The organism is Pseudoalteromonas shioyasakiensis, assembly GCF_019134595.1.
GTDB classification, from domain to species: Bacteria; Pseudomonadota; Gammaproteobacteria; order Enterobacterales; family Alteromonadaceae; genus Pseudoalteromonas; species Pseudoalteromonas shioyasakiensis_A.
In genome coordinates this window covers 813,304-837,191 of the sequence record NZ_CP077770.1, presented here as the reverse complement: position 1 = coordinate 837,191, position 23,888 = coordinate 813,304, and the positions used below count along the sequence as shown (strand labels likewise).

Genomic DNA, 23,888 nt, shown 5'->3' with positions numbered 1-23,888 from the left:
TATATTGTTTGTCATAGACATTAGCACGAGCTGGAATGAGGATTATGGCTTTATCATTACAAGAGAAAATTGAAGACACCAATCAAGGCGTCTACCTAATTGGTACCACACCACCAAAGTCAGGTACTGATAAAGCACAGCTTGAGACCATTGCTCAGAAGCTACTTGGTCGTTTACACGAAATTGAATACGATGGCGTGATTATTTACGACATTCAAGATGAAAGTAGCCGCATTGCAAAGCCACGCCCTTTTCCATTTAAAAAAACGGTAGATCCACGTGAATACAGTCAGCTACTACGCAGCTTGTCGCAACTTGATGTGATCACATATAAAAGCGTAGCCCAGCGTGGTGAATCAGAGTTTACCGAGTGGTTAAACGAAACGCGCAACGACTTTGAGTTAAAAAACTTAGTGTTGGTAGGTAGTCCATCATCTCATGGCGATATCAAATTAAGCCTACCTGATGCATATAATACGCTAGCTAAGCAAAACAGTGATGTATTTTTAGGTGGCGTTACTATTGCCGAGCGTCATGCTAGCAAACGTAATGAACATGAGCGTTTAGTCGAAAAAACAGCGCAAGGTTGTAAGTTTTTCATCTCACAAGCTGTATACAATGCTCAAGCAACGATTGATTTGATCACCAGCTATGCGCGTAGCTGTAAAGCACAAGGCACAACACCAAAACGCATTATTCTAACGTTTACTCCATGTGGTGGTGAAAAAACCTTAGAATTTATGGAGTGGTTAGGTATCTCAGTACCTGAGGCTACCAAGTATCGTATGTTAGATTCGGCAAATACATTGAGTGAATCAGTGCGTATCTGCCGTGAGAATCTCGATTTAATTTTACAAAGCTGCGCACATTTAGATGTACCGCTAGGTTTAAATATTGAGAGCTTAACCAATCGTAAAGAAGAAATTGATGCGTCAATTAACCTTTACCGTTTACTTAAAGCAACCATGGAATTAAACCTAGCTGAGAAACAAATAGCTTAACGTGCTGTCTTAGAGGCTTGCTTTTTCTCATACATATCTTCATCTGCTCGCTTTAATAGCTCAGCAAAGTTTTCTTTTGGCTGAGCTATTACCCCAGAGCCAATACTTAAACTTGTAACTGGAATGCCCCGCTTTTCTAAATTAGATTGATAGGTGGTATTGAGTTTATCAGTGATGCTGTCTATGCAATCACCGGGCTGAACTTGCAATAACGCAATAAACTCATCGCCCCCTAAGCGGCCGATAATATCGGTTTCACGTAGGCACTCTTTCATCGTGTCAGCTAAACAAATCAGCGCAAGATCGCCAACTTCATGGCCATACGTGTCATTGAGCGGTTTAAAGTTATTTATATCAATAAACAAGCAACTAATATCAAAACCTAACCGTTTCGATATATTCAGTTTATGTTGGCAAAGTAGGTCTATTGCACGGCGGTTATAAATATTAGTAAGTGAATCGAGCATGGCAATTTCACGCATCTGCATAAAGTTATCTAACAGCGCAAGGTCATCTTCAACCATGTCGCGAAGCTGCTCGATTAATTCTAAAAAGCTTTGTTGATAATGGGTTTGTTTAAAATCCATAACACAAAAGGTGCCAAACGGGTCACCACTTGGCCAACTAATGGGCACCCCAAGGTAAGACTCAAAGCCATCTTTTACCAAAGGGCTGTCATCCCATTGACCGTCTTGACTGGCATGATCAACATAAAGAGGAGCCATATCGCGCAGTACTTTTTTGCAGAAGATATTATCGTCAGCACTTAACTCAGCCCCCGCTTCATAGGGGTTTTCTTGCTGCTCACTGGAGACGATAATGCGATAAACATCATCCGTTTTATGAACGATAAAGCCTGCGGGAGCAGAAAACAGCTCGGTCATGAGATCAATTGTTTTCTGCCACTTTTCTAAGGAGAACTGCTTATCAGCGCGGCGGAACATCCACTTATTCTCTTCTAACATACTAAACTCTCAACTTTAGCAGGAGGGTAGTATAAATATACGCCAGATTTAGGAACGTCTCCTACTTTTTTGCCCTAAAATACGTTTTTTATCGCGAGAGCGGCGTGCTTTATTCGTATTTTTACGTACTTGCTTCGGCTCTTTGGTTAAATCAGGCTCATAGCCTGGTAACCACTGCGGTGTGAGTCTTGTGTCGAGTAAGATATCTATTTCGTCCAATAGCCACTGCTCATCGATGCTAACCAGCGACATCGCCATGCCTTTCTCGCCAGCACGCCCTGTACGACCAATACGGTGTACGTAGTCCTCAGCCACATATGGCAGCTCATAGTTAATCACATACTTGAGTGAGGCAATATCAAGACCACGCGCAGCAACATCTGTCGCAACCAGTACTCTTGTGACACCTGATTTAAAATTTTGCAGTGCTTTATCACGCGCACCTTGGCTTTTATCTCCATGAATAGATTCGGTTTTTAAGCCGTCTTTACACATTTCTTTAGCAAGCACATCAGCGGTTTGTTTAGTACGAGTAAATATCAGTACTTGCTGCCAGTTTTTCATGCCAATCATGTGTGACACCAGCTCGCGCTTACGGTCTTCATCTACCGCATAAACTAGCTGCTCAACTTCAACCGCTGCTGAGTTGCGTTTATTCACTTCAACTAATTTAGGATCATTTAATAACTGCTTACTGAGTTTAAAGATGCTGTCGTCAAATGTGGCTGAAAACAGTAAAGTCTGGCGTTCTTTTGGCACATGGCGCAAGATGCGTTTAATTTCGTCAATAAAACCCATATCAAGCATGCGATCAGCTTCATCAAATACCAGCGCATTAATACTTGAAAGTTTAATACTACCTTTAATCACATGGTCAAGTAAGCGCCCAGGTGTTGCAACTACAACCTGCGCCCCTTTTATGGCTTTAATTTGTGGGCCAATACTTGCACCGCCATAAGCCAGTGCTGCTTTTATTTCAGTATGCGCAGCATAACGCTCTACACTTGCAAATACTTGCTGAGCGAGCTCTCGAGTTGGCGTTAAAATTAGGACTTTGACAGCATCTGGAAGTACTTCAGCAGATAACAAATTGTGCAGGAGTGGTAAAACAAACGCGGCGGTTTTGCCCGTTCCCGTTTGTGCGCTGCCCATTACATCATTGCCCGCTAAAATAAGTGGGATGGTTTGCGCTTGAATTGCTGTGGGGGTGTGATAATTCTCTTCTTGCAAGGCAGTAAGCAATGCAGGTGCAAGATTTAATTCTGAAAAGGTCGCTACTGACATAGTCTGAAGTACATTTGGCTATAAAAGCGCTATTGTACGCGGAACATCAGCAACAAAAAAGGCGCAATGAGCGCCCTTTATATCAATTGTAAAGATTACGCTGGTTTAAGTGATTCTTTACGTTGATTATAAAAACTAATTAAGTCATCAACCGTTGCTTGGCAATAGTCACGAATGCCAGACACAAGCATGTGTTTTTCACCCGCCCCTACTTTTTCGCCATTTTCTAACAGGTTGAAGCGAAGCGTGATTTTGCCGCGTTTGCCAGTAAACTCAAAATCAGGCTCAGCAAACTCTAGTTCAGGTGCACTGATATCAAGGCGGTCAAGGTTAATCAACATTGACTCGTAAATCACCATTGGACGGGCTGGGTTGATCATCACATCCTGCTTACCCATCAATGGAATAATTACATGCGGGAAGGTCGTGCCAGAAAACTCAACATAGTTTTTGATTAAGCTATTTGTTAACTCGGGACATTGGCTAACAGCCCCTTCGCGTTTCACTTTTAGCATAACTTTTTCGCCATCGGTGATCGCAAACTCATCAGCACCTTCTGGGAAGGTCAACTTTGAATTTTCATCAACCATACCAGCAAACGTGAATTCCATTTTTTCACTGATGCCATAGCGGTTTAAAACCAGCGAAAAAAGTAAATCGCCCGGCACACAAAACTTTTTGGCATCTTTATCGTGTAACGGATTGAAATCATCAGCCACTAACTTGGCAAAACGACAGCCTTGCTCACGTGAGATAGAAACGTAATCAGCATGTTGCTGATAATAAGGACTTAACATAATTGTTCACTGCTTAAACTACTTATAACCTGACTATACTACCAGATAAAATGGAAATAGAGGTCGAATCTGTTAATTATTAATCACGTGCTCAGCAAATGTTTAATTACATCAGCTAAAATAGTGGTCTCAATAAGCTAAATTTAAATTGTATCATTTTGTACGAAACGATTAACAAATAACGCAGAATAGTAAAGACTTAGGCCCAACTAAACTTAGTGAAAAACTATTAGCTAAAACTAAATATAAATTCAGTTTCCCTTTTAAAACAACAAGCTAACTTTAGAATATAAAGAAAATACGCCAATAGGTTGAAAATACTGGCTTTGCATAGCACCTATTTGTAGCTATAACGATAAATGAGGTATGATAGACCCGCTTTTTTATCGTGTAATCGCCACTCATAGGCTGCATAAATAATAATTATAATAAACGGCAAAAAAATGAGTACTCAAAGTGAGTTGGGCAGATTACATCAACTTTCGATGGTTATTATTACTTTGAAGAAAAGACTTATAAAAAACAGAGACTTGGTTAAATGATAAACCGATTGAGTTGGCTATTACTGTTTTTTTGTCTTTGTTTTTCGTCGCTTTGTTTAAGCGATGACAGTCCCGAGCAACCTTTTTTTAAAGTCTCACCCACCGTGTGTGTGATAGATGCTAAACAAAAAGCCTGTGAATTTAATATACAGATTCATTTTCGTGTTGCTCCCTTTAAAGAGCTTTGTTTAGAAATAACTCAGCGTCCACAATATACGCAGTGTTACACACAAGGTGGTTTAATTATCGAGAAATTAACGATTAAGACTGAGCATCCGCTTACAGTGAAATTAATCAATCCATTGAGCAATCAAGTTGTTAAGCAACAACTACTGTCAATAGCAAGCTATGAAGCTAAAGATTACCGAATAAAACGGCGCTTTGGCTGGAGTTTATAATGCAGCATATTTTTTTAATTGAAGATGATGTGAAATTAGCAAGCTTAATTCAAACGTTTTTGTTAAAGCATGGCTATACCATAGATGTATTTAATACTGCCGAGGCGTACCGTAGCAGTGAAATCACCTTTATGCCTTCGCTGATCATCTGTGATGTGATGCTACCGGATGGCAATGGCTTTGAGTTAATTTCTCAATTGAAAGAAAAGTACAGTTGCCCTGTTATTTTTCTAACGGCGCTGGATTCTGTGCAATCACAAATTAAAGGCTTAAACTTAGGTGCTTACGACTACCTTGTAAAACCCATTAAGCCTGAACTGTTACTCGCCAAAGTTAAAACGATTATCGCCCACACCGTTGGCCAAGATAACTTTTCGCACCAAATTGATATCTTGCGTATCGATAGTAAAAAGCGCGATATCTATTTTCATAATACAGCATTGAATCTCAATGAAAGTGAATTTGAGATCATTGCCTACCTTGCAAAAAACACCCCAGAACCAGTTTCTCGCGAGGTATTGTTCAAGCATGTTATTGGCCGTGAGTATGACGGACTTGACCGAGCGATTGATTTAAAAATTAGCCGTTTACGTAAAAAGCTTAAAGAAACCATTAGCGAGCAAAAAGAAGCCCTTGATATCAAGTCTGTACGAGGTAAAGGATACAGCTTGGATATTTCAAAAATATGAAGCAGCAATTTTTTAAGCTGTACTTAATTATCACAGTAAGCTTAATTGCCTTAGTTTTAGCTTTTGGCCAGCTTTATAATCAGTTTTTTTCTGAGCACATACCGAGTGTGCAAATAAGCGTTGCTGAACTTGCACAAATTGCTGAACAAAAAGAAGCGAGGATCAGCTCCTTTAACCAAAATGAGCTTGTTTTGCCTGATTCATTACAAGCCAAATTCGATAAAGATGGCATTATTAGCGTCACCGAAAACAATCAGCAGTATATATACCTCAAAGGCAATAACGGCAGCATCCAAAAAGTTGGCCCCATTTCTTTGATTTCGCAAGCAAAAACTGACTGGCTTGCATTTTTTGCCTTTTACTTTTTACTTGGTGCGATGATCTTATTATTCATTCGCCCAGTGTTTCGCGATTTGAGCTTATTACAACGCGCAGCTCATCGCTTTAGTAAAAAACCGCAACGTATAGAGCTTGATATAAAACCAAATTCATCTATTGCCCCATTAGCCAGCACCTTCACCCATATGTCTGAGCGCATCAATAAGTTTGTTCAGCTCCATAATGACTTATCGCGTATTATTTCTCATGAAATTCGCACACCTCTTACCCGTATGCGATTTGCTTTGTCGATTGCCGATTTGGAATCTCAAGAAAGTAGCCAAATTGAGCGTGATATCGATGAGATTGAATTACGTCTAGAGCAGTACTTATCGTTCGCTCGCTTAGAGCACCAGCAAAGTGTATTTAATCAGGAGAAAGTTAACTTAGCTAAACTGATCAACACAGAAATTGCTAAATTCGATTTATACAAAGAACTCAAATTCATTCCGGCGCTTGAAGTAGACACAGCCTATTGCGAAGCAAGCTTTATGGCAATCGCGGTACAAAACTTACTGATCAACGCCACAAAATACGCAAAACACACTATCCATATAAGTAGCAAAGAAAAAGCGGGCTATTACAGTATAAGCATTACAGACGATGGACCTGGCTTACCAATTAATGCGGATGCACTCATTGAGCCTTTTAAACGAGGTGAAGGAGATAAACTAGCGAGTGGTTATGGATTAGGGCTTTATATCGTGCATCGTATTGCCAGCTGGCATGGCGGTAAAATTAGCTTGGCTAACAGTTCGCAAACAGGCGGTGCAGAGATCACTATTCGCTGGCCTAAAAGTGGTAAGTAATGCCCGTAAAGCCAGAGAAATAGCCGTTTTTATTGATCATATGTGAGTTAGCTAAGTTGCTATCAAGCCAAGTGTGTTTAAGTTTGAAATCAAGACTGAAATTATCGCTGATCGGGTATTCGTAACTTACTTTTAAGTAGTAGTTGGTGGCACTTTCTAAGTTGTAACTTAGTAAACGCGTTTTGCTTTCTGATGGATTAACCGTGTAGTAATAATCGATCAGTTCTTCATTCTTGTAATTGATGCCTGCCTCAATGCCAGCAGTACCAGAAAACAGTTCAAATACTTGATAGCCGTTTAGCAAGATTTCATAACCATTATGAACATTAGTTACATCATGGACATACGCCGCACTTAACCAAATGCCATCGTAGACGTTTACTGCCGATGATAACCCAGCCATGTAAGAAAGGTCGCGCTCTATAGGTGTTAGATTAATTGGTGACGCGGTGGGTAATGTAGGTCGCCCAGAGCTTGAACGGACAACACCTGTGGCATAGAGTTTATCTACCCCATCCAACTCAAAGAAAAATCCATCATCATTAAAGCGCCCCAGTAAATCGACATAAAATTTTTCTGTTTCATATAGGCTGTAGCCAACAGAAAAATCATCGAAATACCAGTTATCACCGTAATAAGCAAAGCTTGGCAGAATTGGGGAAGTGACATCGTCAGCATCAAGTACCGGGTTCTCAATGCCTCCGTAACCCACTGTGATACTGGCATGTATTGTCGACTTTTTAATTAATTGTGGTTGTTTAACATCAGCCTGCGCAAACGCAGTTGATGCTGTTAAACAACATACTAAGCCAAACAATTTCTTCATTAACGCAATTCACCTTTATGTCATAAATAACAATTACTATGACAACTTTATACTACTAAAAACTATTTAGTCTTTACCCAATCAGGGTCGATCATATCGTTTGCGTGCTTTTTTGTATAATTTTTTTGACTAACAAAGCCGCGAAGACTGTTACTTTACGCCCTAATTCCAAACTAACACACTGAAAAAAATATAAAATAGCATGTACATTTTGCTACATAGGTTTTCAGTTGTTAGTTATTCTTTTTGGTTATTAAAAATGTATAACATGATTTTAAATACCGAAAAAAGGGCCCGAAGGCCCTTTGTCACATAACATACTTAGGGAGTACTTAGCCTCGTTTTACGCGGCGACGAACACCTGCAAAACCAGCTAATAGAACAGTGAACCAAGCAAGTGAACCACTTGATGATTTCGCTTTTTCTTCAGGAACAACGGTTGTTTCTTGCGCCGTTACCGTTACAGCTACACCTAGCTCCATGGCTTCTACACCATCACTAACCGTTACAGTAAACTGATGCTCACCAGCCGTTAAGCCTGATACTTCAGTGATTGCTGATGTTGGGCTTGCGATTGTACCAGGGCCTTCCCATGAGAAAGTTAACTCATCGTTATCTAAATCATGTGATGCTGATGCATCAAGGGTAATAACGCTGCCCTCAGTTACTTGCTGAGCACTTGCTTCAACGACAACTACTGGTGCATCATTAACTGCTTCAACCGTTAACATAAAGGTCGTGCTTGCAGCATCTGATGGGTATTCAATATCAGATACCATTACAGTTACTTCGGTCTCACCAGAGAAGTTCTCATTTGGTGTGATCGTGACTGTATCGCCATCAACTTCATAGCTTACGTCGTCAGAAATAACCGAGATTTCATTCTTCGAGTTCTTTTCATCAATATGATGAACATCAAAGCTAATCGGTGTTTCTTCTGTTGTTACCATGTCATCAAGCGCTACCACAGTGATGTTGCCTGGAATGGCCAGTGTTGCTGTTGAAGTCATGTCATTCAGACCTGAGATTGCTGCTTTAGCTGCAACTTCAAGTGTTTGACCTGCTGCAGACGGCGTAACTTCGGCCCAAGCAGTCACTTCAAATTGTGATGACTCAGGACCTACATAGTCCATACACACAACGTAACCATCACTGATCACTTCATCTAGGTTGTTATAAGCAATTTGGATACCACGGTAGTTTTCAAGTGGACCATATTCATACTGCGCACCACGGAAACCTTGCAGGCCGATACTACCTGCAGGACGTGTCGACCCATAATCTAGGTTATCGTATGCATAGTAAATTTCATGCTCACCTTTACCAAAGCGTGTATTTGCATTAAATAACACTTGGAAATCAAATGAGTTATCACGTTTAGTGTAAGTGTATTTGCCTGTTGTACGGTCATACACTGGGTTATCGTAATCTGATGCGTTATCCCACTCAATAATACCCCAACCAGTTGCCGTACTTGCGAGTGAAATACCTTCGTTAGACGATAAGCAAACTGACATTACAGAGCGTAATAAGCCATTATCAGTGAACTCCCAACCACGCCATAATGGACCCATGTTCTCATAAGGGAATGAGTTATAAGGGAACGGATTATGTACTGGATAGAAGTATCGGCTACCATTGGTATTCACTGTACCCATACCACGAATTTGGATTATCGAGTTTTGGATATTAGTATTTTCAGCATTGTTATACAGACTGAATGTGTCATAAGCACCATTGTAGAAACTTGCGATTGGTAATGAGTAACCACTTTGAGAATTGTAAAGATTACTTTCATCGAAACCTGATAGAGTTGGCGTGATACCAAACTCTGATAAATCGACATAACCACCTGGGTTTGAGTTACCAAAATCAGGCGTACGACACATTTCATCAGTGATGTTATCTGACACGATATAATCAGGCTCAACATCGCGAGTATCCGCTTGTGTGCCCGTTACAATCACTTTACCGTCGGCAATTTCAACGTTGATTTCAGATGCTGTTGAAACCATTACATTTTCTGCTTTGATATCCAGACCTGCAGGTATATCAAGCTCTAGTGAGAACTCACGATCTACACCTGAGTTATTCGCTAACACTTCAAATGTGTAAGGCACCATATCGCCCACTTTTGCACCTGTGTATGGCGCATCAAGGTGTGCAACATCATTACCACGGTTAAGCTTAAATGGAATAGAGCCTAGGTTGCCATGATTCACTGCCGATGTCCCTACATCTAATAGTGAGTAGTACACGCTGTCGGCATCAAGGTCCATGTCCCAGTCGACTGTCATTTCAACAGTATTTTGACCATCACTTCCCGGCAAACTTGCAGTCATACCTGATGCAACTTGGTCAGACACAATCGCTGTAGCAAGTTCAAACGTTTCTTCAACCGCATCAACAGACGATTTATTCGTATTATAAGCTACAACCCAGTACTCACCTTCTTCAGGGTTGTTAATATTACAGAAGTTTTTATAAATCTTATGATTAGATACACACAAGATTTCGTCTTGAGGCTGAACAATACCATCACCGTTGTAGTCTTTACCTACGTATAAAGTAGGATTACCTACGTTCAAGGTACCTTCTAGCTCTGATTCAACACCGACTGTTTCAGCAATAAAACGTTTTGAGTTAGCTGGCACAGTAACAAATTTAGTAAATGTTGCTTCATCTAAAATATCAGCCGCATCAACATCATCATTGCGATTCATAGCCCAAGGGTGAGTACGGTCATCGTCTTTAGGTAAAGTTACCGTGGTGATCTCAGCCTTAACCGGCTCATATGCACGAGCCACAGGCGCTTCAACGCTTGGTAGCACAATACCTTTAGCAACATAAGTACCTACATTTGAGTGAGCAGTCGTCTCTAATGATGATGGTAAGTTACCACGGTCATATTTAAACGCCACAGGCCAATGCGCATCAGGGATATCCGCTTCTTCAGCTTGGAAAACAAGGTTTGTATGCAGCTCAACTTCAGAGTTACTGAACCAATCTTGAGTATCCATGATTGATGCTTTAACAATGATTGTTTGTGTTTCACCTTTTTTCAGTGTGAAAGTTTTCGGGAAGATATCGATGTTCACACCATTTTGTGCTGCTTGTGTGTTTACATCAAATGCCCAGTTTTCAACATCTTCATGGCTTACAGTCCAAGTACCATCTTCTGTTGCTTTAATTGTACGAACCCACTGACACTCAGGCGCACACGAGAAATTTACAAGGTTTGGTAAGTTAAGTTTATGTGGTGTACCACCATTGTATGGGTCAGCAGCTAAGAAGTTATCAGCTGTTTCATCCATTACAAAACCCGCTTTTGCAGCTAATCCAACATTGATGCGACCTGCGCCAGAGCGATAGATTTTCGCATCAGCTACAACATCACTTTCGCTGTTTAAACGGTGATATTTAACCACGTTTTCTGCAGTCATTGATAGCGCAGATTGAATTTCTGCCGCAGTCCACTCAGGGTGAATTTGACGTAATAACGCCATTGAACCTGCAACATGTGGTGATGCCATCGATGTGCCGCTAATTGCAGCATAATCTTGACCGTGCGGAGTCACAAACGGATGCTCATCAGAGTATGCCGCGTAAATATCAACACCTGGAGCTGCAAGCGTTGGAGCAAGTACTTCAACATTAGAATAAGATGGACCACGTGATGAGAATTTTGCTAACCAATCCGCATCTTCAGCATCAACACGACGCTCAATCACAGTTGGTTTAATAGTGATCATGTGGCCAAGTTCTGAGTAGCTATCTACCCAATCTGCTAAACCGTCGTCAGGCCATACACCATTCCATTGATCATATGTAAAATGAACACCTGGTAATGAGTAACTTTCAGCTACAGTGCCTTGCTCGCGGTCACGGTTAAACATGATGAAACCATCTGCACCACCGGCTTTTACATGATCCACTTTTGCAGTACGAGCATTTGCAGCACTATCATTTGAGAAGTGGCGTTGACAGATAACAATGACATTCGTGCTACCATCAGCCGCACCTGCGATTTCGGTACCATCTTTATAGAAATTGAAGGTATTTTCTGGGTAATCTGCAGTACAGTAACCGTTGAAATCTTTAAAGCCGTTTACGTCTTCGTAATCTTTAGCCCAAACAACAACACCGGTAATTTCTTCGCTGTTGATTGAACCACCAACAAGGCCCGTTTCTGACCAGCTAGGGACTTCTGAACCCAGTGTTTCATCTGCAAATCCAGCATATTCAACCGCAGTTTCAACCGCCACAGTTCGACCATGCGTTGTTGCTGCAACTTGTGCAAGCCAAGGTGATGAATTATCTAGATAACCAAAACACTCAGCCGAGCCACATGCTTGACCACTGTTACCTGCAGCCGCTGCAACGTTGATGCCTGCTTCTCGCGCTGCTAAGAATGCAAGTTGTACAGGATCGGCCCAAACATTTGAATCGGCTCCACCAATTGAGAAGTTGATTACATCAACACCATCAGAAATTGCATCTTCAATACCGGCTACAAGCGCTTCGCCAGGACAGCCTGCGTATTCGTCACTTGATGGGTAACATACTTGATAAGCGATAATGTTTGCGTGTGGTGCAACACCTGAAATTTCAGGGAATAAGCCTTCTTTTAAGATATTACCATCGGTGTTTTCACCAAAGCTCGGAAGCATAAACGGTACATCTTTAACCACGTTACCAGCTGCTGTTGAAGCTACGTGTGAGCCGTGACCTTGGTAATCTTCACCAATTGCAGGCCAGCCTGGGATCATGGCATCAAATGCATCCGTGATCACATCATAAGAACGCACACCGATTAATTTATTATTACATTGAATTTCTTCAGGCTCTTCAACACAGTCACCTACATAAACACCTGGACCAAACGGGTTTTCATGCTCGTAACCATCACCACCTACAGCTGCAAATGAAGGGTGATCTGAGTTAATGCCGGTATCGATGATACCAACGATTTGGCCTTCACCTTTACCCTTGATGCCACTTGGAACGCTTGAGCCATCCCAAATTTGATCAGCGCCGATATGCTTAGGGCCTTCATCAGAAAGAAGATCATAGTTCTTTGAACGCATTACAGAAACAACTGCACCAAGCTCTGCAACACGCATCGCTTCTTGTTCTGTCATTTTTACAGAGAAACCATTTAATGCTTTAGTGAATTGACGACGCATCTGTGTACGACCTGTCACAGCTGTCACGTTATGCATTACAGTTCGTTGTTTTGAAAGTAATTTATTTTGATACTCAGTTACTGCGGAGACCGCCGCTTGACCTTTTTCAAATACTTTTGAAACGCCTTGTGCTTGAAGTGATTGTGATAATGGCGAGGTTAAATCGCGAGCTTCAAGAGCAACTGAGTTATCACGTAAACGGATAATATAAATATGCTCGCCATCAATACCTTCTTCAGCAAATTTATTTGCTTTGTTATTTAACTGAACATTTAGACCATCGTTTTGTAGCATGTTGCTAGAGTCACCTTGGTTAAACTCTTTGCTAAACGCTTTTACTTCTTCAAATGTGATATTAGGTGCTTTTAATTGGTGTTTAACTTGATTGTTATCTATACCTACTGCGTGAGCAGCACTGGCACTATAGAGAGCTGCGGCAACAGCAATCGAGAGTGTTTTCACTTGCATAAAGTATCCCCTGGATAGTTAATTAGAATAATTATTCAAGCTATGTGAACATCCATTTCACCGCTTGCGACTACAATATAACCACAGGGACAGTTAGATTTAGGCGTACATTCGTGTAGCGTTTTGTACACATTATTAACATTAAAATTACTTAACAGCCGTGAAAAGATACATCCATACCAATGTAAGGTAATAATAATAAAAGAAAAAAGGGCCAGAAGGCCCTTTTGTTAAATTGCTAATTATTGCAAGGTTTAGTCGCGTTTTAGTTTACGGCGTCTTACTCCAGCAAAACCGGCAAGTAGTACCGTTAACCATGCAAGTGAACCACTTGAACCTTGTTTAGATTCATCTTCTGGTTGTGGCTCTGGTGTTACTTCAGTTGGTTCTTCTACGCCATCTGAATTTACCGTTAATACAAATGATGTTTGTGCTTTATCTGATGGGTTTTCGATATCTGATACCACTACAGTTACTTCAATGTCACCATAGAAGTACTGATCTGGTGTAATCGTCACAGTATCACCTTCTACAACGTAGCTTGCATTTTCAGCAATAACTGAGATTTCGTTTTTAGAGTTTATCTCATCAATATGGTGTACTTCAAAGCTGATTGGCGTCTGCTCTTCAGTTACCATATTATCAAGCGCAACAACAGTGATGTTACCTGCAACTTCAACAGTATTTGTTACAACTTTGTCAGCAGTTCCCGACATTTGTGTACGTGCTTCAAACTCCATCATTTGCCCTGCACCACTTGGTAAGACTTCCATCCATGCGGTTACTTCAAATTGTGAAGATTCAGGACCAACGTAGTCCATACATACGACAAGCTCATCTTGAATCACTTCATCTAAGTTGTTGTACGCAATATCAACACCTAAGAAGCCTTCTAATGGGCCGTACTCATCGATAAAGCCTTTGTAACCAGCAATACCGATACTACCGCGCGCATCTGTTGAGCCAAAGTCGATATTATCGTAAGCAAAGTAGATTTCATGTTCGCCTTTACCAAAGCGTGTTTGTGCATTAAAAATAGTTTGGAAATCAAAGCTATTGTCACGACGCACACCTTCGTACAGACCTGTTTCACGATTTCGGTTAAATTCACCGTAGTCAGCTGCATTATCAAATTCAATGATTGCCCAACCACTTGAGGTACCTGCAACGGTAATACCTTCAGATGAGCTTAACCCCATAGAAAGAATATCTCTGTTTAAGCCAGCGGTGCCTGCCCCCCAACCACGCCAAAGTGGTGCTATATTCTCATACGGGAACGAGAAGTATGGGAAACGACTATGTGCAGGTTGTAGATATGGAGAACCTAAATTATCAATGGTACCGATACCTTTGATTTGGAAAAAGTTGTTGTACCAGTTTACGTGATCATAGTTATTGTAAAGGCTTAAACGATCCCATTGACTACCCCAGACTTGTGTTACGGGAATAATCCAACCTCGACGATAATTTGGTAATCCATTTTCTGCAAATCCTGATAATACAGGTGTCATACCAAACTCGTTTAGATCTACATAGCCACCAGGGTTTGAGTTACCAAAATCAGGAGTACGACACATTTTATCAGTGATGCTATTTGTAACAATATAGTCAGGTGCCACATCGCTAGTATCAAGCTGCGTACCAGTAAGCAATAACTTGCCATCAGCAACTTCAACATTGACATCTGATGAACTCGAGATAAGAACGCTATCTTTATGAAGAGCTAAACCCTCTGGAATATCAAGCTCGAAGCTATATTCACTGTCGATACCGGTATTATTCGCCAGTACTTCAAATGTAACAGGCACATAGTCACCCGCCTTCACTTTTTCTTTTGGCGAATCGACATGAATATGGTCTTTACCACGAATTAGTTTCAGCGGAATTGATCCTAAATCACCCATATTTGTATCAGAACTGCCAACATCAACGAGTGAGTAGTAAACGCTATCAACGTCCATTTCCATATCCCAGTTGATCGTCATATCAACCGTATTTACGCCATTACTTTGCGGTAAGTTGGCGCTCATCTGCTCCGATACTTGGCCAGTTACAACCGCTGTTGTGAAGCTAAATGTCTCAACAATATCACCTTCTGGGTAATCACTTTTGTAAGAATTATAAATAACAGCCCAATACTCACCCTCTTCAGGGTTATTAATATTACAGAAGTTGTTATAAAGCTTATGGTTAGATACACATAGGATTTCGTCTTGAACTTGGATTTGACCATCACCGTTGTAGTCTTTACCTACATAGATAAGCGCATTACCTGCATCATTTGTTCCTGCAAGTTCTGACTCAGAACCCATGATTTCAACCGTTAAACGTTTAGCATTCGCAGGTACGCTGATAAACTTAGAAAATGTAGCTTCATCAAGTACATCAGCAGCATCAACTGAACCTTCAACACGGTTAATCGACCATGGATAAGTTTTGTCGTTATCTTTAGGCAATGAAATCGTTTCTACTTCCGCTTTCACTGGTTGATATACACGCGCAACAGGCGCATTTACATTTGGAAGTTGAATATTCGGCGCAGTAAATGAACCTTGATCTGTATGCACCACTTTATTTAAGCGCGATGGTAAGTCACCACGGTCATATTTAAATGCCATTGGCCAATGAGCATCAGAAATACCTTCTTCTATCGCTTTAAAATGTAAGTTTGAATGAAGCTCAACTTCTGAGTTACTAAACCAATCTTGGGTATCCATGATTGATGCTTTCACAACGATAGTTTGCGTTTCGCCTTTTTTCAGTGAGAAAGTTTTTGGATAAACTTCAATGTTTACACCGTTTTGAACCGCTTGATTACTTGTATCAAATGACCAGTTCACCACATCGCCGTGTTCAACCGTCCAAGTACCATCTTCAGTTGCCGTAATAGTACGAACCCACTGACATTCAGGTGCACAAGTAAAATCAACTAAGTTTGGTAAGTTCAATTGATGAGGTGTACCACCATTAAATGGATCTGCAGCCAAGAAATTCTCAGCACTTTCATCCATGACGAAACCTACTTTGGCCGCTTTAGCAACATTAATACGACCCGCACCAGCACGGTAGATTTCAGCAGTATCAACGACGTCTGTTTCATCATTTAAACGATGGTATTTAACAACGTTTTCTGCAGTCATGGTTAATGCTGATTGAACTTCCGTTGCTGACCAATCAGGGTGAATTTGACGAAGTAATGCCATTGCACCTGCAACATGTGGTGACGCCATTGATGTACCGCTAATTGCGTTATAATCTTGGCCATGTGGGGTTGTAAATGGATGCTCATCTGAGTAAGCAGCTAAAATATCTACACCTGGAGCTGCTAAAGTCGGCGCAAGAATTTCAACATTAGAGTAAGATGGTCCACGTGATGAGAATGTTGCTAACCAATCAGCATCTTCTTCATTAACTTGGCGCTCAATCAGGGTCTCTTTGATAGTGATCATATGACCTTTTTCTGAGTAGCTATCAACCCAGTCTTCTAAACCATCATTAGGATAAACACCATTCCACTGATCATACGTAAAGTGCACACCCGGTAATGAGTAACCTTCTGTAACTGTACCTTGCTCGCTATCACGATTGAACATGATAAAGCCATCTGCACCACCTGCTTTAACGTTATCTACTTTTGCAGTACGTGCGTTTGCATTAGGGTCGCTTGCATTATGACGCTGACAAATAACAATTACATTAGTACTTCCATCTGCAGCTCCCGAAATTTCAGAGCCGTCCTTATAGAAATTGAAGGTACTTTCTGGGTATTCAGCTGTACAATAGCCATTGTTATCTTTGTAACCATTTACATCTTCATAGTCTTTTGCCCAAACAACCACACCGGTAATTTCTTCGCTATTAACCGCACCACCAATTAAACCAGTTTCTGACCAGCTTGGTACTTCTGAACCAAGTGTTTCATCAGCAAAACCTGCGAACTCTACAGCCGTTTCAACGACAACAGAACGACCATGCGTTGTTGCAGCTACCTGAGCAAGCCACGGCGATGAGTTATCAAGATAACCAAAACACTCAGCTGAGCCACATGCTTGACCACTGTTACCTGCAGCCGCTGCAACGTTGATACCCGCTTCACGCGCAGCTAAGAAAGCAAGTTGTACAGCATCAGCCCATACATTTGAATCTGAACCACCGATAGAGAAGTTAATTACATCAACACCATCAGAAATCGCATCTTCAATACCTGCTACCAATGCTTCACCTGGACAACCTGCATACTCAGCGCTGTCAGGGTAACAAACTTGATATGAGATGATGTTTGCATGTGGCGCTACACCTGAAATTTCAGGGAAAACGTCTTCTTTAATAACAACACCATCAGACTGCTCACCCAGTCCCATTACCATGTACGGCACATTTTTAACTACGTTACCCGCTGCTGTTGAAGCAACGTGTGAGCCGTGGCCTTGGTAATCTTCACCAATTGCTGGCCAGCCAGGGATCATGGCATCAAATGCATCAGTGATAACATCGTAAGAACGCACACCAATTAATTTGTTATTACATTGAATTTCTTCTGGTTCTTCAACACAGTCACCAACGTAAACACCTGCACCAAATGGATTCTCATGCTCATAACCATCACCACCTACAGCGGCAAATGAGGGGTGATCTGAGTTAATACCGGTATCGATAATACCAACGATTTGACCTTCACCTTTACCTTTAATGCCACTTGGAACGCTTGAGCCATCCCAAATTTGGTCAGCACCAATGTGCTTTGGACCTTCATCAGAAAGCAAGTCGTAGTTTTTAGAACGCATAACAGTTGAAACACTGCCAAGCTCAGCAACACGGCGAGCTTCTTGCTCGGTCATTTTCACTGAGAAGCCGTTTAATGCTTTCGTGAATTGACGGCGCATTTCGGTACGGCCTGTTGCAGCAGTTACAGAGCTCATTACTGTTCGCTGTTTGCTTAATAGCTTATTTTGATATTCAGTCACCGCAGCAATAGCCGGCTGGCCTTTTTCAAATACTTTACTAACACCTTGTGCTTTCATAGTACGAGCTAGAGGTGATTCAAAATTACGTGCTTCTAAGGCAACTGAGTTCTCTCGAAGTGTCACAATATAAACATGCTCGCCATCAAGGCCTTCTGCTTTGAACTTGCTCTTTTGGCCATTCACCTGCACGTTTAAACCGTCATTTTGCAGCATGCTATACGAGTCTGCTGTATGAAATTCTTCTGTTAATTTGACGATTTCTTCAGTTGTGAAATTAGCTGGCTTTAAAACATTAGCTTTTTTAAATGGTTGGTCTACGCCGACAGCATGGGCTGCACTGGCACTATAAATTGCTGCTGCAACAGCAATCGATAAGGTCTTAACTTGCATAAGTATCCCCTGGATAGTTGGTAAGTATAGTTATTCAAGATTTGTGAATATCCATTTCACCACTTGTATAGACAATTCAATCACAAAAGGGGTTAAAAGAAAGCTACATACGTGTAGCGTTTTGTACTTGAAGTTAACAAACAAACTACCAAAATAATAACAAGGTCAATTTTAAGCTTATAAAACAAACATTAACGGTAATAAAAATTTGGTCGCACTATCAAAATGTGAACTTTTTATCGATTTATTTAAAACATAATAAATCAGCCCCGTTAACAAACATGCAGACTCAGTTACATTTTCATTCGTAATTTGTCCAAATAAAAATGGTTATAAAAGGCGATTTATGCATCTAGCCAACAATTTTTAACAGCAAACTAGTGTTTTTAACGATAAAGTAATCGCATTAAATTGAGGTGAATAATATGACTCGAATACTAATTTTACTCACCACTTTTTCGGTTTTATCAGCCTGCGGCAATATAGGTATAAGACTAAACAGTCCCTATAATTTGTTTACCTATGAATTTGAAAAACAACGCTTACAGGAATTCATAAGTGAACAACAGGCTATTGAAAGTGGTGCATATTATTTAGGTGAAGTTGAAGGGCTTAGTTGTCTTGGTGAACGCTCAGTGCAATCTGGTGGATACAACCCTACTGAGGTGAATAGTATTGCTATTGAGCAGCTAAAACTTGAAGTAGTAAATAGAGGTGGCAATGGCTACTGGGTTGAAAGTTGTAAAGACTTTACCAGTGACTATCAAAACTGTGATGTTGCCACTGTATGTAAAGGTAAGGCATATAGTTACTGAGGCCGATTTAGCTTTATTACTGAGCAGGCGCTTTTAACAGCTACCAGCTACAAACAAAAAACCGAGCATTGAGCTCGGTTTTTGGAAGTTACATCACGATTATGCTTGTGGGTAATCGCGATATGCACGCTCAATTTTTTTCGCTTGCTTTTTAGACACACCAAGGTGCGCTAGTGCAACACGTAAACGAGCACGCGATAAATCAGAACCTAAAATTTCCATTGCATCAAGTACTGAAGTTGAAGATGTCTTACCAGTGATAGCCACAAAGATTGGCTCAAGGAAGTCTTTAATCTTCAATTCATGGAAAGTCGCCACTTCTTTTGCGATAGCAAAAATCGCTGGTTTTTCCCAACTGCGTAAACCTTCTAATTGCCAGATGAAAAACTGTAATGCTTGACGGATTACATCTTCATCAGCTTTACCTGCCGTTAATAGCGCAGGATCATAGCTTGGAATACCACCCACAAAGTGACCGGCAAGATCAACCATGTCAGAAAGCGTATTAATACGCGTTTTTGCTTCTGGCAATACTTTAGCGAATAGCTCAGTATTAAATTTCCAATCTACAAAACGTTGCATTAGTTCTGCATCAGATAAGTTTTCACGGATCCACATACCGTTTAACCAGCTCAGCTTATCGATGTCGAAAATTGGGCCACCAAGCGACACACGTTTCATATCAAAGTGTTCAATCATCTCTGCTAACGTGAACTTTTCACGCTCGTCAGGCATTGACCAACCCATACGGCCTAAATAGTTTAATAGTGCCTCTGGTAGGTAACCCATTTCTTTATAGTAGTTGATTGAAGTTGGGTTTTTACGCTTCGATAATTTTGACTTATCTGGGTTACGAAGTAACGGTAAGTGACCTAGTACTGGCGCTTCCCAACCGAAGTCTTCGTATAATTTTAATAGCTTAGGCGCTGAATTGATCCACTCTTCACCACGGAAAATATGGCTAATTTGCATGTGGTGATCATCAACAACGTTGGCAAGGAAGTAAGTTGGGAAACCGTCAGCTTTAAGTAGCACTTGCATGTCTACATTTTCCCATGGGATCTCAATTTCGCCACGTAAGTAGTCGTTAAACTTGAACGTACCTTCGCTTGGGATCTTCATACGGATTACATAAGGCTTACCCGCTTCAAGGTTTGCTTTAATTTCATCTTCAGAAAGATTTAAACCACGACCATCGTATTTAGGGCGTAGGCCTTCGGCCATTTGCTCTTCACGCATTTGGTCTAGTTCTTCGCTCGTAGCAAAACAGTAAAACGCTTTACCCTGTTCAACTAACTGATGCGCGAATTTCTTATATAAATCGCTACGCTCAGATTGACGGTATGGACCAAACTCACCGCCTACATCTGGACCGTGATCCCAGTTTAAGCCTAACCATTGTAAGCTATCCATAATAGCTTGCTCTGATTCTGGCGTACTACGAACTTGGTCTGTATCTTCAATACGTAACACAAACTCACCGCCTTGCTGCTTAGCAAAACAGTAGTTAAATAATGCGATGTATGCAGTACCTAGGTGCGGGTCACCAGTCGGTGACGGAGCAACACGGGTGCGAATTGTCATGGTTATATCTCTCAAAAGACAATTAAAAATTTGCCCAAATGCTAGCACAGCACGGGCTGTAATCGAAGTGAAAAGCCGCTTTATGCAGCGACTTTATCTAAATAAGCAATGATATCGTTTGATTCATACAACCAAGTTACTTGGCCGTTTTCTTCAATACGTAAACAAGGCACTTTCACTTTGCCGCCCTGCTCTAAAAGCTCTTGGCGAAATTGCTCGTTACCTTTGGCATCACGAGTTTCAACTGATAGACCTTGGCGCTTAATTGCACGACGTACTTTCACGCAAAATGGACAAGCTTTAAATTGATATAATTTAAATTGTGATGTCACTGAATCAAGCGCCGCTTGCTCTGCTGCCGGACGCTTTTTACTACGTGGTGTGAATACAAAATCAAAAAACAAAATGATGCGGCCTAACAACCAACGAACAAACTTCATCTTACCTTCTCATATGGCTCTAAAAAATAGTGGGCAATTTTAGCACAGCAAGGGCCGCTGCAACACCTTAAAACAGCTCTATTGAATCATCTTTGGGTTGGCTTTGTTGAATATCTAGTTCGGAATAGGCAGTCACACAATTACGACCACTATTTTTAGAATGGTATAAGGCTTGATCGGCTTTTTGGACAAGGCTGGCAACCATTTCAAACTCGTAAATTGGCATAAAACCACTACTCACAGTTAAGTTACCAACTTGAGGAAAGGGGTATTCTGCAACACAGCCACGGAAACGATTGAGGGCATTACGTGCATCGAGCTCGTCACTTGCTTGGAATAAAACAGCAAACTCTTCGCCGCCGTAGCGAAAAACGTAATCTTCAATACGAAAGTTATTTTTTAATAGCTGCGCTACTAACAAGATCACTTCATCGCCAATGACGTGGCCATAGTTGTCATTTACGCTTTTAAAGTGGTCAATATCGACCATAGCCAAATACCAATGACGCTGCTTTGAGTCATGGCTATCACGCTCTACGGCAGCACTGGCTGCAATTTCAATCACCTTTTTATCAAAGGTTTGCCTGTTTAACAGTTCAGTTAAAGGGTCAAGTTGCGACTTATAAAGTAACGACAGTTGATTCGCGTAGATATTTAGCATGTAGATGGCAAGCATGCTACAGCGCTCTGAAAGCTCTTTTTCGGACTCAATGACCAGTACACCAACCACATTGCCCATGTAATAAATGGGCACATAAGTAGAAATAAACCCATAGTTGCGACTGATGCGAATTTTATTGCGGCTGACTTTTTCGATGAGCTCATTGACTTCGTGTTCACTGAGTTCTTCGATAACCGAATCTTTATTTAGCAGCCTTGCAGGCAAGCCAGGTTTGAAAAACTTATTAATGTAAATAGCAAAACGAGAGAACTCATCTAGTTCACTCACGGCATTAATCAGCGCCTGATCGAGCTCAGGCTCTTCTTCTTGTTGGGTAATTTCTACAACCCAGTCATGTCCGCAAGCGTTAGCCGCCATCTAAAAAGTCCCCAAAACTGCTTATTACTTTAGTTTAGTTTAGTTAACTTTATCAGAATTACTAAAAAACTATAACAAAATCATATCATCTCGGTGAATTACTTCACTGCTTGGGGCAAATGCAAGTAACTGGGTAATTTGCGACGAATGACAACCCTTAATTTGATCAATTTCTTGATGGTTAAAATTAACAAGACCTTTAGCAATGCATTGCCCTTGGCTCGTCATCACTTCAATCACATCACCACGCTCAAACTGCCCTCGCACAGTTTTTACGCCTTTTGCCAGAAGACTTGCCCCACGCTCTTTTAGTGCAAGGCTTGCGCCATCATCAATCACTAATTGCCCCGTGCTTTTAGGTCCTGCAAGTAACCATTTTTTGCGACCATCTTTTGGTGCGGTAAGTTTTAAAAAGCGTGTACCAGGGAGCTTGTCGGCCATGCAATTTAAAATCACATTTTTGCCTGCGCCTTTGGCAATAATGACCTCAACACCGGCGCGACGTGCAATATCAGCCGCTTGCAGTTTGGTTGCCATACCACCGGTACCTAGGGTGGTGCCACTACCACCAGCGAGCTCTCTTAGCTCATCATTAATATGCTCAACTTCATTGATAAGTGTTGCATTGGCATCAGAGCGAGGATCGCCTGTAAATAGGCCTTCTTGGTCAGTTAACAGTAACAGCTTTTCTGCATTCGCTAATATCGCGACTAAAGCAGATAAGTTGTCGTTATCGCCCACTTTAATTTCGGCGGTTGCCACGGCGTCGTTCTCGTTAATAATTGGCACCACATTGTGCGCAAGGAGTGCATTTAAGGTATCGCGGGCATTTAAGTAACGTTCACGGTCTTCTACATCAGCGCGGGTCAGTAGCATTTGTCCAACATTCACACCATATAAAGCAAACAGACTCTGCCAAATATGAATAAGCTGTCCTTGGCCGATTGCGGCAAGCATTTGTTTTTCAATCAAAGAACGACCACAGGGGGTAATGAGTTGCTCGCGACCTGCGGCAACCGCGCCGCTTGATACTAAAACAACCTGATAACCCTGTTTTTTTAATTCACAACATTGGCGAACAAGTTCAACCATGTGTGCTTTATCTAATTTGTCGGTACCGCCTGTCAGCACGCTTGTGCCCAGCTTTACAACAACGACATGTGGCCTTTGCATTTGATTTTTATATTCTGTAATTAAAATTGAAAGTTTATACCCAAGCTACCTCAAGATGCAGAATTCAGCGTTTCACAGGTACTTAATATCAAGGCGTTACTTTGCAAGAATGGCAGTCCCTTTTAAGAAGTAACAACGAT

The 23,888-nt window shown here is 41.2% G+C and carries 15 protein-coding genes; 5 read left to right on the top strand and 10 right to left on the bottom strand.

From position 1 onward, the window contains the following. Nucleotides 1–44 precede the first annotated feature (44 nt). Nucleotides 45–1,001, top strand: a complete 957-nt coding sequence (locus KQP93_RS03935) for a methylenetetrahydrofolate reductase (protein WP_217875961.1) — start codon at nt 45–47, stop codon at nt 999–1,001. On the opposite strand, the gene KQP93_RS03930 is transcribed toward KQP93_RS03935, so the two are convergent. The 3 genes from KQP93_RS03930 to KQP93_RS03920 all read right to left on the bottom strand — a co-directional run bounded on the left by KQP93_RS03930 (nt 998) and on the right by KQP93_RS03920 (nt 4,047). Then, the gene (locus tag KQP93_RS03930) at nt 998–1,966 is read right to left on the bottom strand and encodes a sensor domain-containing diguanylate cyclase (protein ID WP_217875959.1); all 969 of its coding nucleotides are present in this window, start codon (nt 1,964–1,966) and stop codon (nt 998–1,000) included. The two genes, KQP93_RS03935 and KQP93_RS03930, sit on opposite strands and share 4 nt — an antisense overlap. 48 nt (nt 1,967–2,014) lie before the next feature. Continuing rightward, nucleotides 2,015–3,250, bottom strand: coding sequence for a DEAD/DEAH box helicase (locus tag KQP93_RS03925; RefSeq protein ID WP_217875956.1), 1,236 nt, complete (start codon nt 3,248–3,250; stop codon nt 2,015–2,017). Between the two features lie 95 nt (nt 3,251–3,345). Continuing rightward, nucleotides 3,346–4,047, bottom strand: coding sequence for a DUF3581 domain-containing protein (locus KQP93_RS03920; protein ID WP_054560843.1), 702 nt, complete (start codon nt 4,045–4,047; stop codon nt 3,346–3,348). Between the two features lie 652 nt (nt 4,048–4,699). On the opposite strand from KQP93_RS03920, the gene KQP93_RS03915 reads away from it, so the two are divergent. Genes KQP93_RS03915 through KQP93_RS03905 form a run of 3 tightly spaced genes read left to right on the top strand, consistent with a single transcriptional unit; the run spans nt 4,700 to nt 6,863 of the window. After that, a complete protein-coding gene (locus KQP93_RS03915) occupies nt 4,700–4,987 on the top strand; it encodes a DUF3019 domain-containing protein (protein ID WP_217875953.1) in 288 nt (95 codons plus the stop codon). Beyond that, a complete protein-coding gene (locus KQP93_RS03910) occupies nt 4,987–5,676 on the top strand; it encodes a response regulator transcription factor (protein WP_217875939.1) in 690 nt (229 codons plus the stop codon). The genes KQP93_RS03915 and KQP93_RS03910 overlap by 1 nt, the downstream gene beginning before the upstream one ends. Further along, entirely contained in the window at nt 5,673–6,863 is a 1,191-nt protein-coding gene (locus KQP93_RS03905; protein WP_217875937.1) for an ATP-binding protein, read from the top strand. Before KQP93_RS03910 ends, KQP93_RS03905 begins: the two co-directional genes overlap by 4 nt. Here the strand turns inward: KQP93_RS03905 and KQP93_RS03900 are convergent. The 3 genes from KQP93_RS03900 to KQP93_RS03890 all read right to left on the bottom strand — a co-directional run bounded on the left by KQP93_RS03900 (nt 6,847) and on the right by KQP93_RS03890 (nt 18,697). Beyond that, nucleotides 6,847–7,689, bottom strand: a complete 843-nt coding sequence (locus KQP93_RS03900) for a MipA/OmpV family protein (protein ID WP_217875934.1) — start codon at nt 7,687–7,689, stop codon at nt 6,847–6,849. The genes KQP93_RS03905 and KQP93_RS03900 overlap by 17 nt on opposite strands. Nucleotides 7,690–8,021: 332 nt before the next feature. Beyond that, nucleotides 8,022–13,343 carry a S8 family serine peptidase gene (locus KQP93_RS03895; RefSeq protein ID WP_217875932.1) on the bottom strand — a complete coding sequence of 1,774 codons (5,322 nt, stop codon included), beginning with the start codon at nt 13,341–13,343 and terminating at the stop codon, nt 8,022–8,024. Nucleotides 13,344–13,597: 254 nt separating this feature from the next. After that, nucleotides 13,598–18,697: a S8 family serine peptidase gene (locus tag KQP93_RS03890; protein ID WP_217875931.1), complete on the bottom strand. Its 5,100-nt coding sequence runs from the start codon at nt 18,695–18,697 to the stop codon at nt 13,598–13,600. Between the two features lie 425 nt (nt 18,698–19,122). Between KQP93_RS03890 and KQP93_RS03885 the strand changes: the two genes are divergently transcribed. Further along, a complete protein-coding gene (locus tag KQP93_RS03885) occupies nt 19,123–19,512 on the top strand; it encodes a hypothetical protein (protein WP_217875929.1) in 390 nt (129 codons plus the stop codon). A 99-nt stretch (nt 19,513–19,611) separates the two neighbouring features. On the opposite strand, the gene gltX is transcribed toward KQP93_RS03885, so the two are convergent. The 4 genes from gltX to proB all read right to left on the bottom strand — a co-directional run bounded on the left by gltX (nt 19,612) and on the right by proB (nt 23,748). Beyond that, nucleotides 19,612–21,096, bottom strand: a complete 1,485-nt coding sequence (gltX, locus tag KQP93_RS03880) for a glutamate--tRNA ligase (protein ID WP_054551203.1) — start codon at nt 21,094–21,096, stop codon at nt 19,612–19,614. Nucleotides 21,097–21,176: 80 nt separating this feature from the next. Continuing rightward, nucleotides 21,177–21,536 carry a glutathione S-transferase N-terminal domain-containing protein gene (locus tag KQP93_RS03875; RefSeq protein ID WP_054560852.1) on the bottom strand — a complete coding sequence of 120 codons (360 nt, stop codon included), beginning with the start codon at nt 21,534–21,536 and terminating at the stop codon, nt 21,177–21,179. A 67-nt stretch (nt 21,537–21,603) separates the two neighbouring features. Next, nucleotides 21,604–22,575, bottom strand: coding sequence for a GGDEF domain-containing protein (locus KQP93_RS03870; protein ID WP_217875927.1), 972 nt, complete (start codon nt 22,573–22,575; stop codon nt 21,604–21,606). A 69-nt stretch (nt 22,576–22,644) separates the two neighbouring features. Then, nucleotides 22,645–23,748 (bottom strand): glutamate 5-kinase, encoded by a 1,104-nt coding sequence (gene proB, locus KQP93_RS03865; protein WP_217875926.1) that lies wholly within the window; start codon nt 23,746–23,748, stop codon nt 22,645–22,647. Nucleotides 23,749–23,888: the final 140 nt, after the last annotated feature.

What these genes read in the sequence shown, in the direction of transcription:
- KQP93_RS03900 (WP_217875934.1), bottom strand. Translation starts at nt 7,689, where the DNA reads ATGAAGAAATTGTTTGGCTTAGTATGTTGTTTAACAGCATCAACTGCG.
- KQP93_RS03935 (WP_217875961.1), top strand. Translation starts at nt 45, where the DNA reads ATGGCTTTATCATTACAAGAGAAAATTGAAGACACCAATCAAGGCGTC.
- KQP93_RS03910 (WP_217875939.1), top strand. Translation starts at nt 4,987, where the DNA reads ATGCAGCATATTTTTTTAATTGAAGATGATGTGAAATTAGCAAGCTTA.
- KQP93_RS03905 (WP_217875937.1), top strand. Translation starts at nt 5,673, where the DNA reads ATGAAGCAGCAATTTTTTAAGCTGTACTTAATTATCACAGTAAGCTTA.
- KQP93_RS03895 (WP_217875932.1), bottom strand. Translation starts at nt 13,343, where the DNA reads ATGCAAGTGAAAACACTCTCGATTGCTGTTGCCGCAGCTCTCTATAGT.
- KQP93_RS03870 (WP_217875927.1), bottom strand. Translation starts at nt 22,575, where the DNA reads ATGGCGGCTAACGCTTGCGGACATGACTGGGTTGTAGAAATTACCCAA.
- KQP93_RS03930 (WP_217875959.1), bottom strand. Translation starts at nt 1,966, where the DNA reads ATGTTAGAAGAGAATAAGTGGATGTTCCGCCGCGCTGATAAGCAGTTC.
- gltX (WP_054551203.1), bottom strand. Translation starts at nt 21,096, where the DNA reads ATGACAATTCGCACCCGTGTTGCTCCGTCACCGACTGGTGACCCGCAC.
- KQP93_RS03920 (WP_054560843.1), bottom strand. Translation starts at nt 4,047, where the DNA reads ATGTTAAGTCCTTATTATCAGCAACATGCTGATTACGTTTCTATCTCA.
- KQP93_RS03875 (WP_054560852.1), bottom strand. Translation starts at nt 21,536, where the DNA reads ATGAAGTTTGTTCGTTGGTTGTTAGGCCGCATCATTTTGTTTTTTGAT.
- KQP93_RS03925 (WP_217875956.1), bottom strand. Translation starts at nt 3,250, where the DNA reads ATGTCAGTAGCGACCTTTTCAGAATTAAATCTTGCACCTGCATTGCTT.
- proB (WP_217875926.1), bottom strand. Translation starts at nt 23,748, where the DNA reads ATGCAAAGGCCACATGTCGTTGTTGTAAAGCTGGGCACAAGCGTGCTG.
- KQP93_RS03885 (WP_217875929.1), top strand. Translation starts at nt 19,123, where the DNA reads ATGACTCGAATACTAATTTTACTCACCACTTTTTCGGTTTTATCAGCC.
- KQP93_RS03890 (WP_217875931.1), bottom strand. Translation starts at nt 18,697, where the DNA reads ATGCAAGTTAAGACCTTATCGATTGCTGTTGCAGCAGCAATTTATAGT.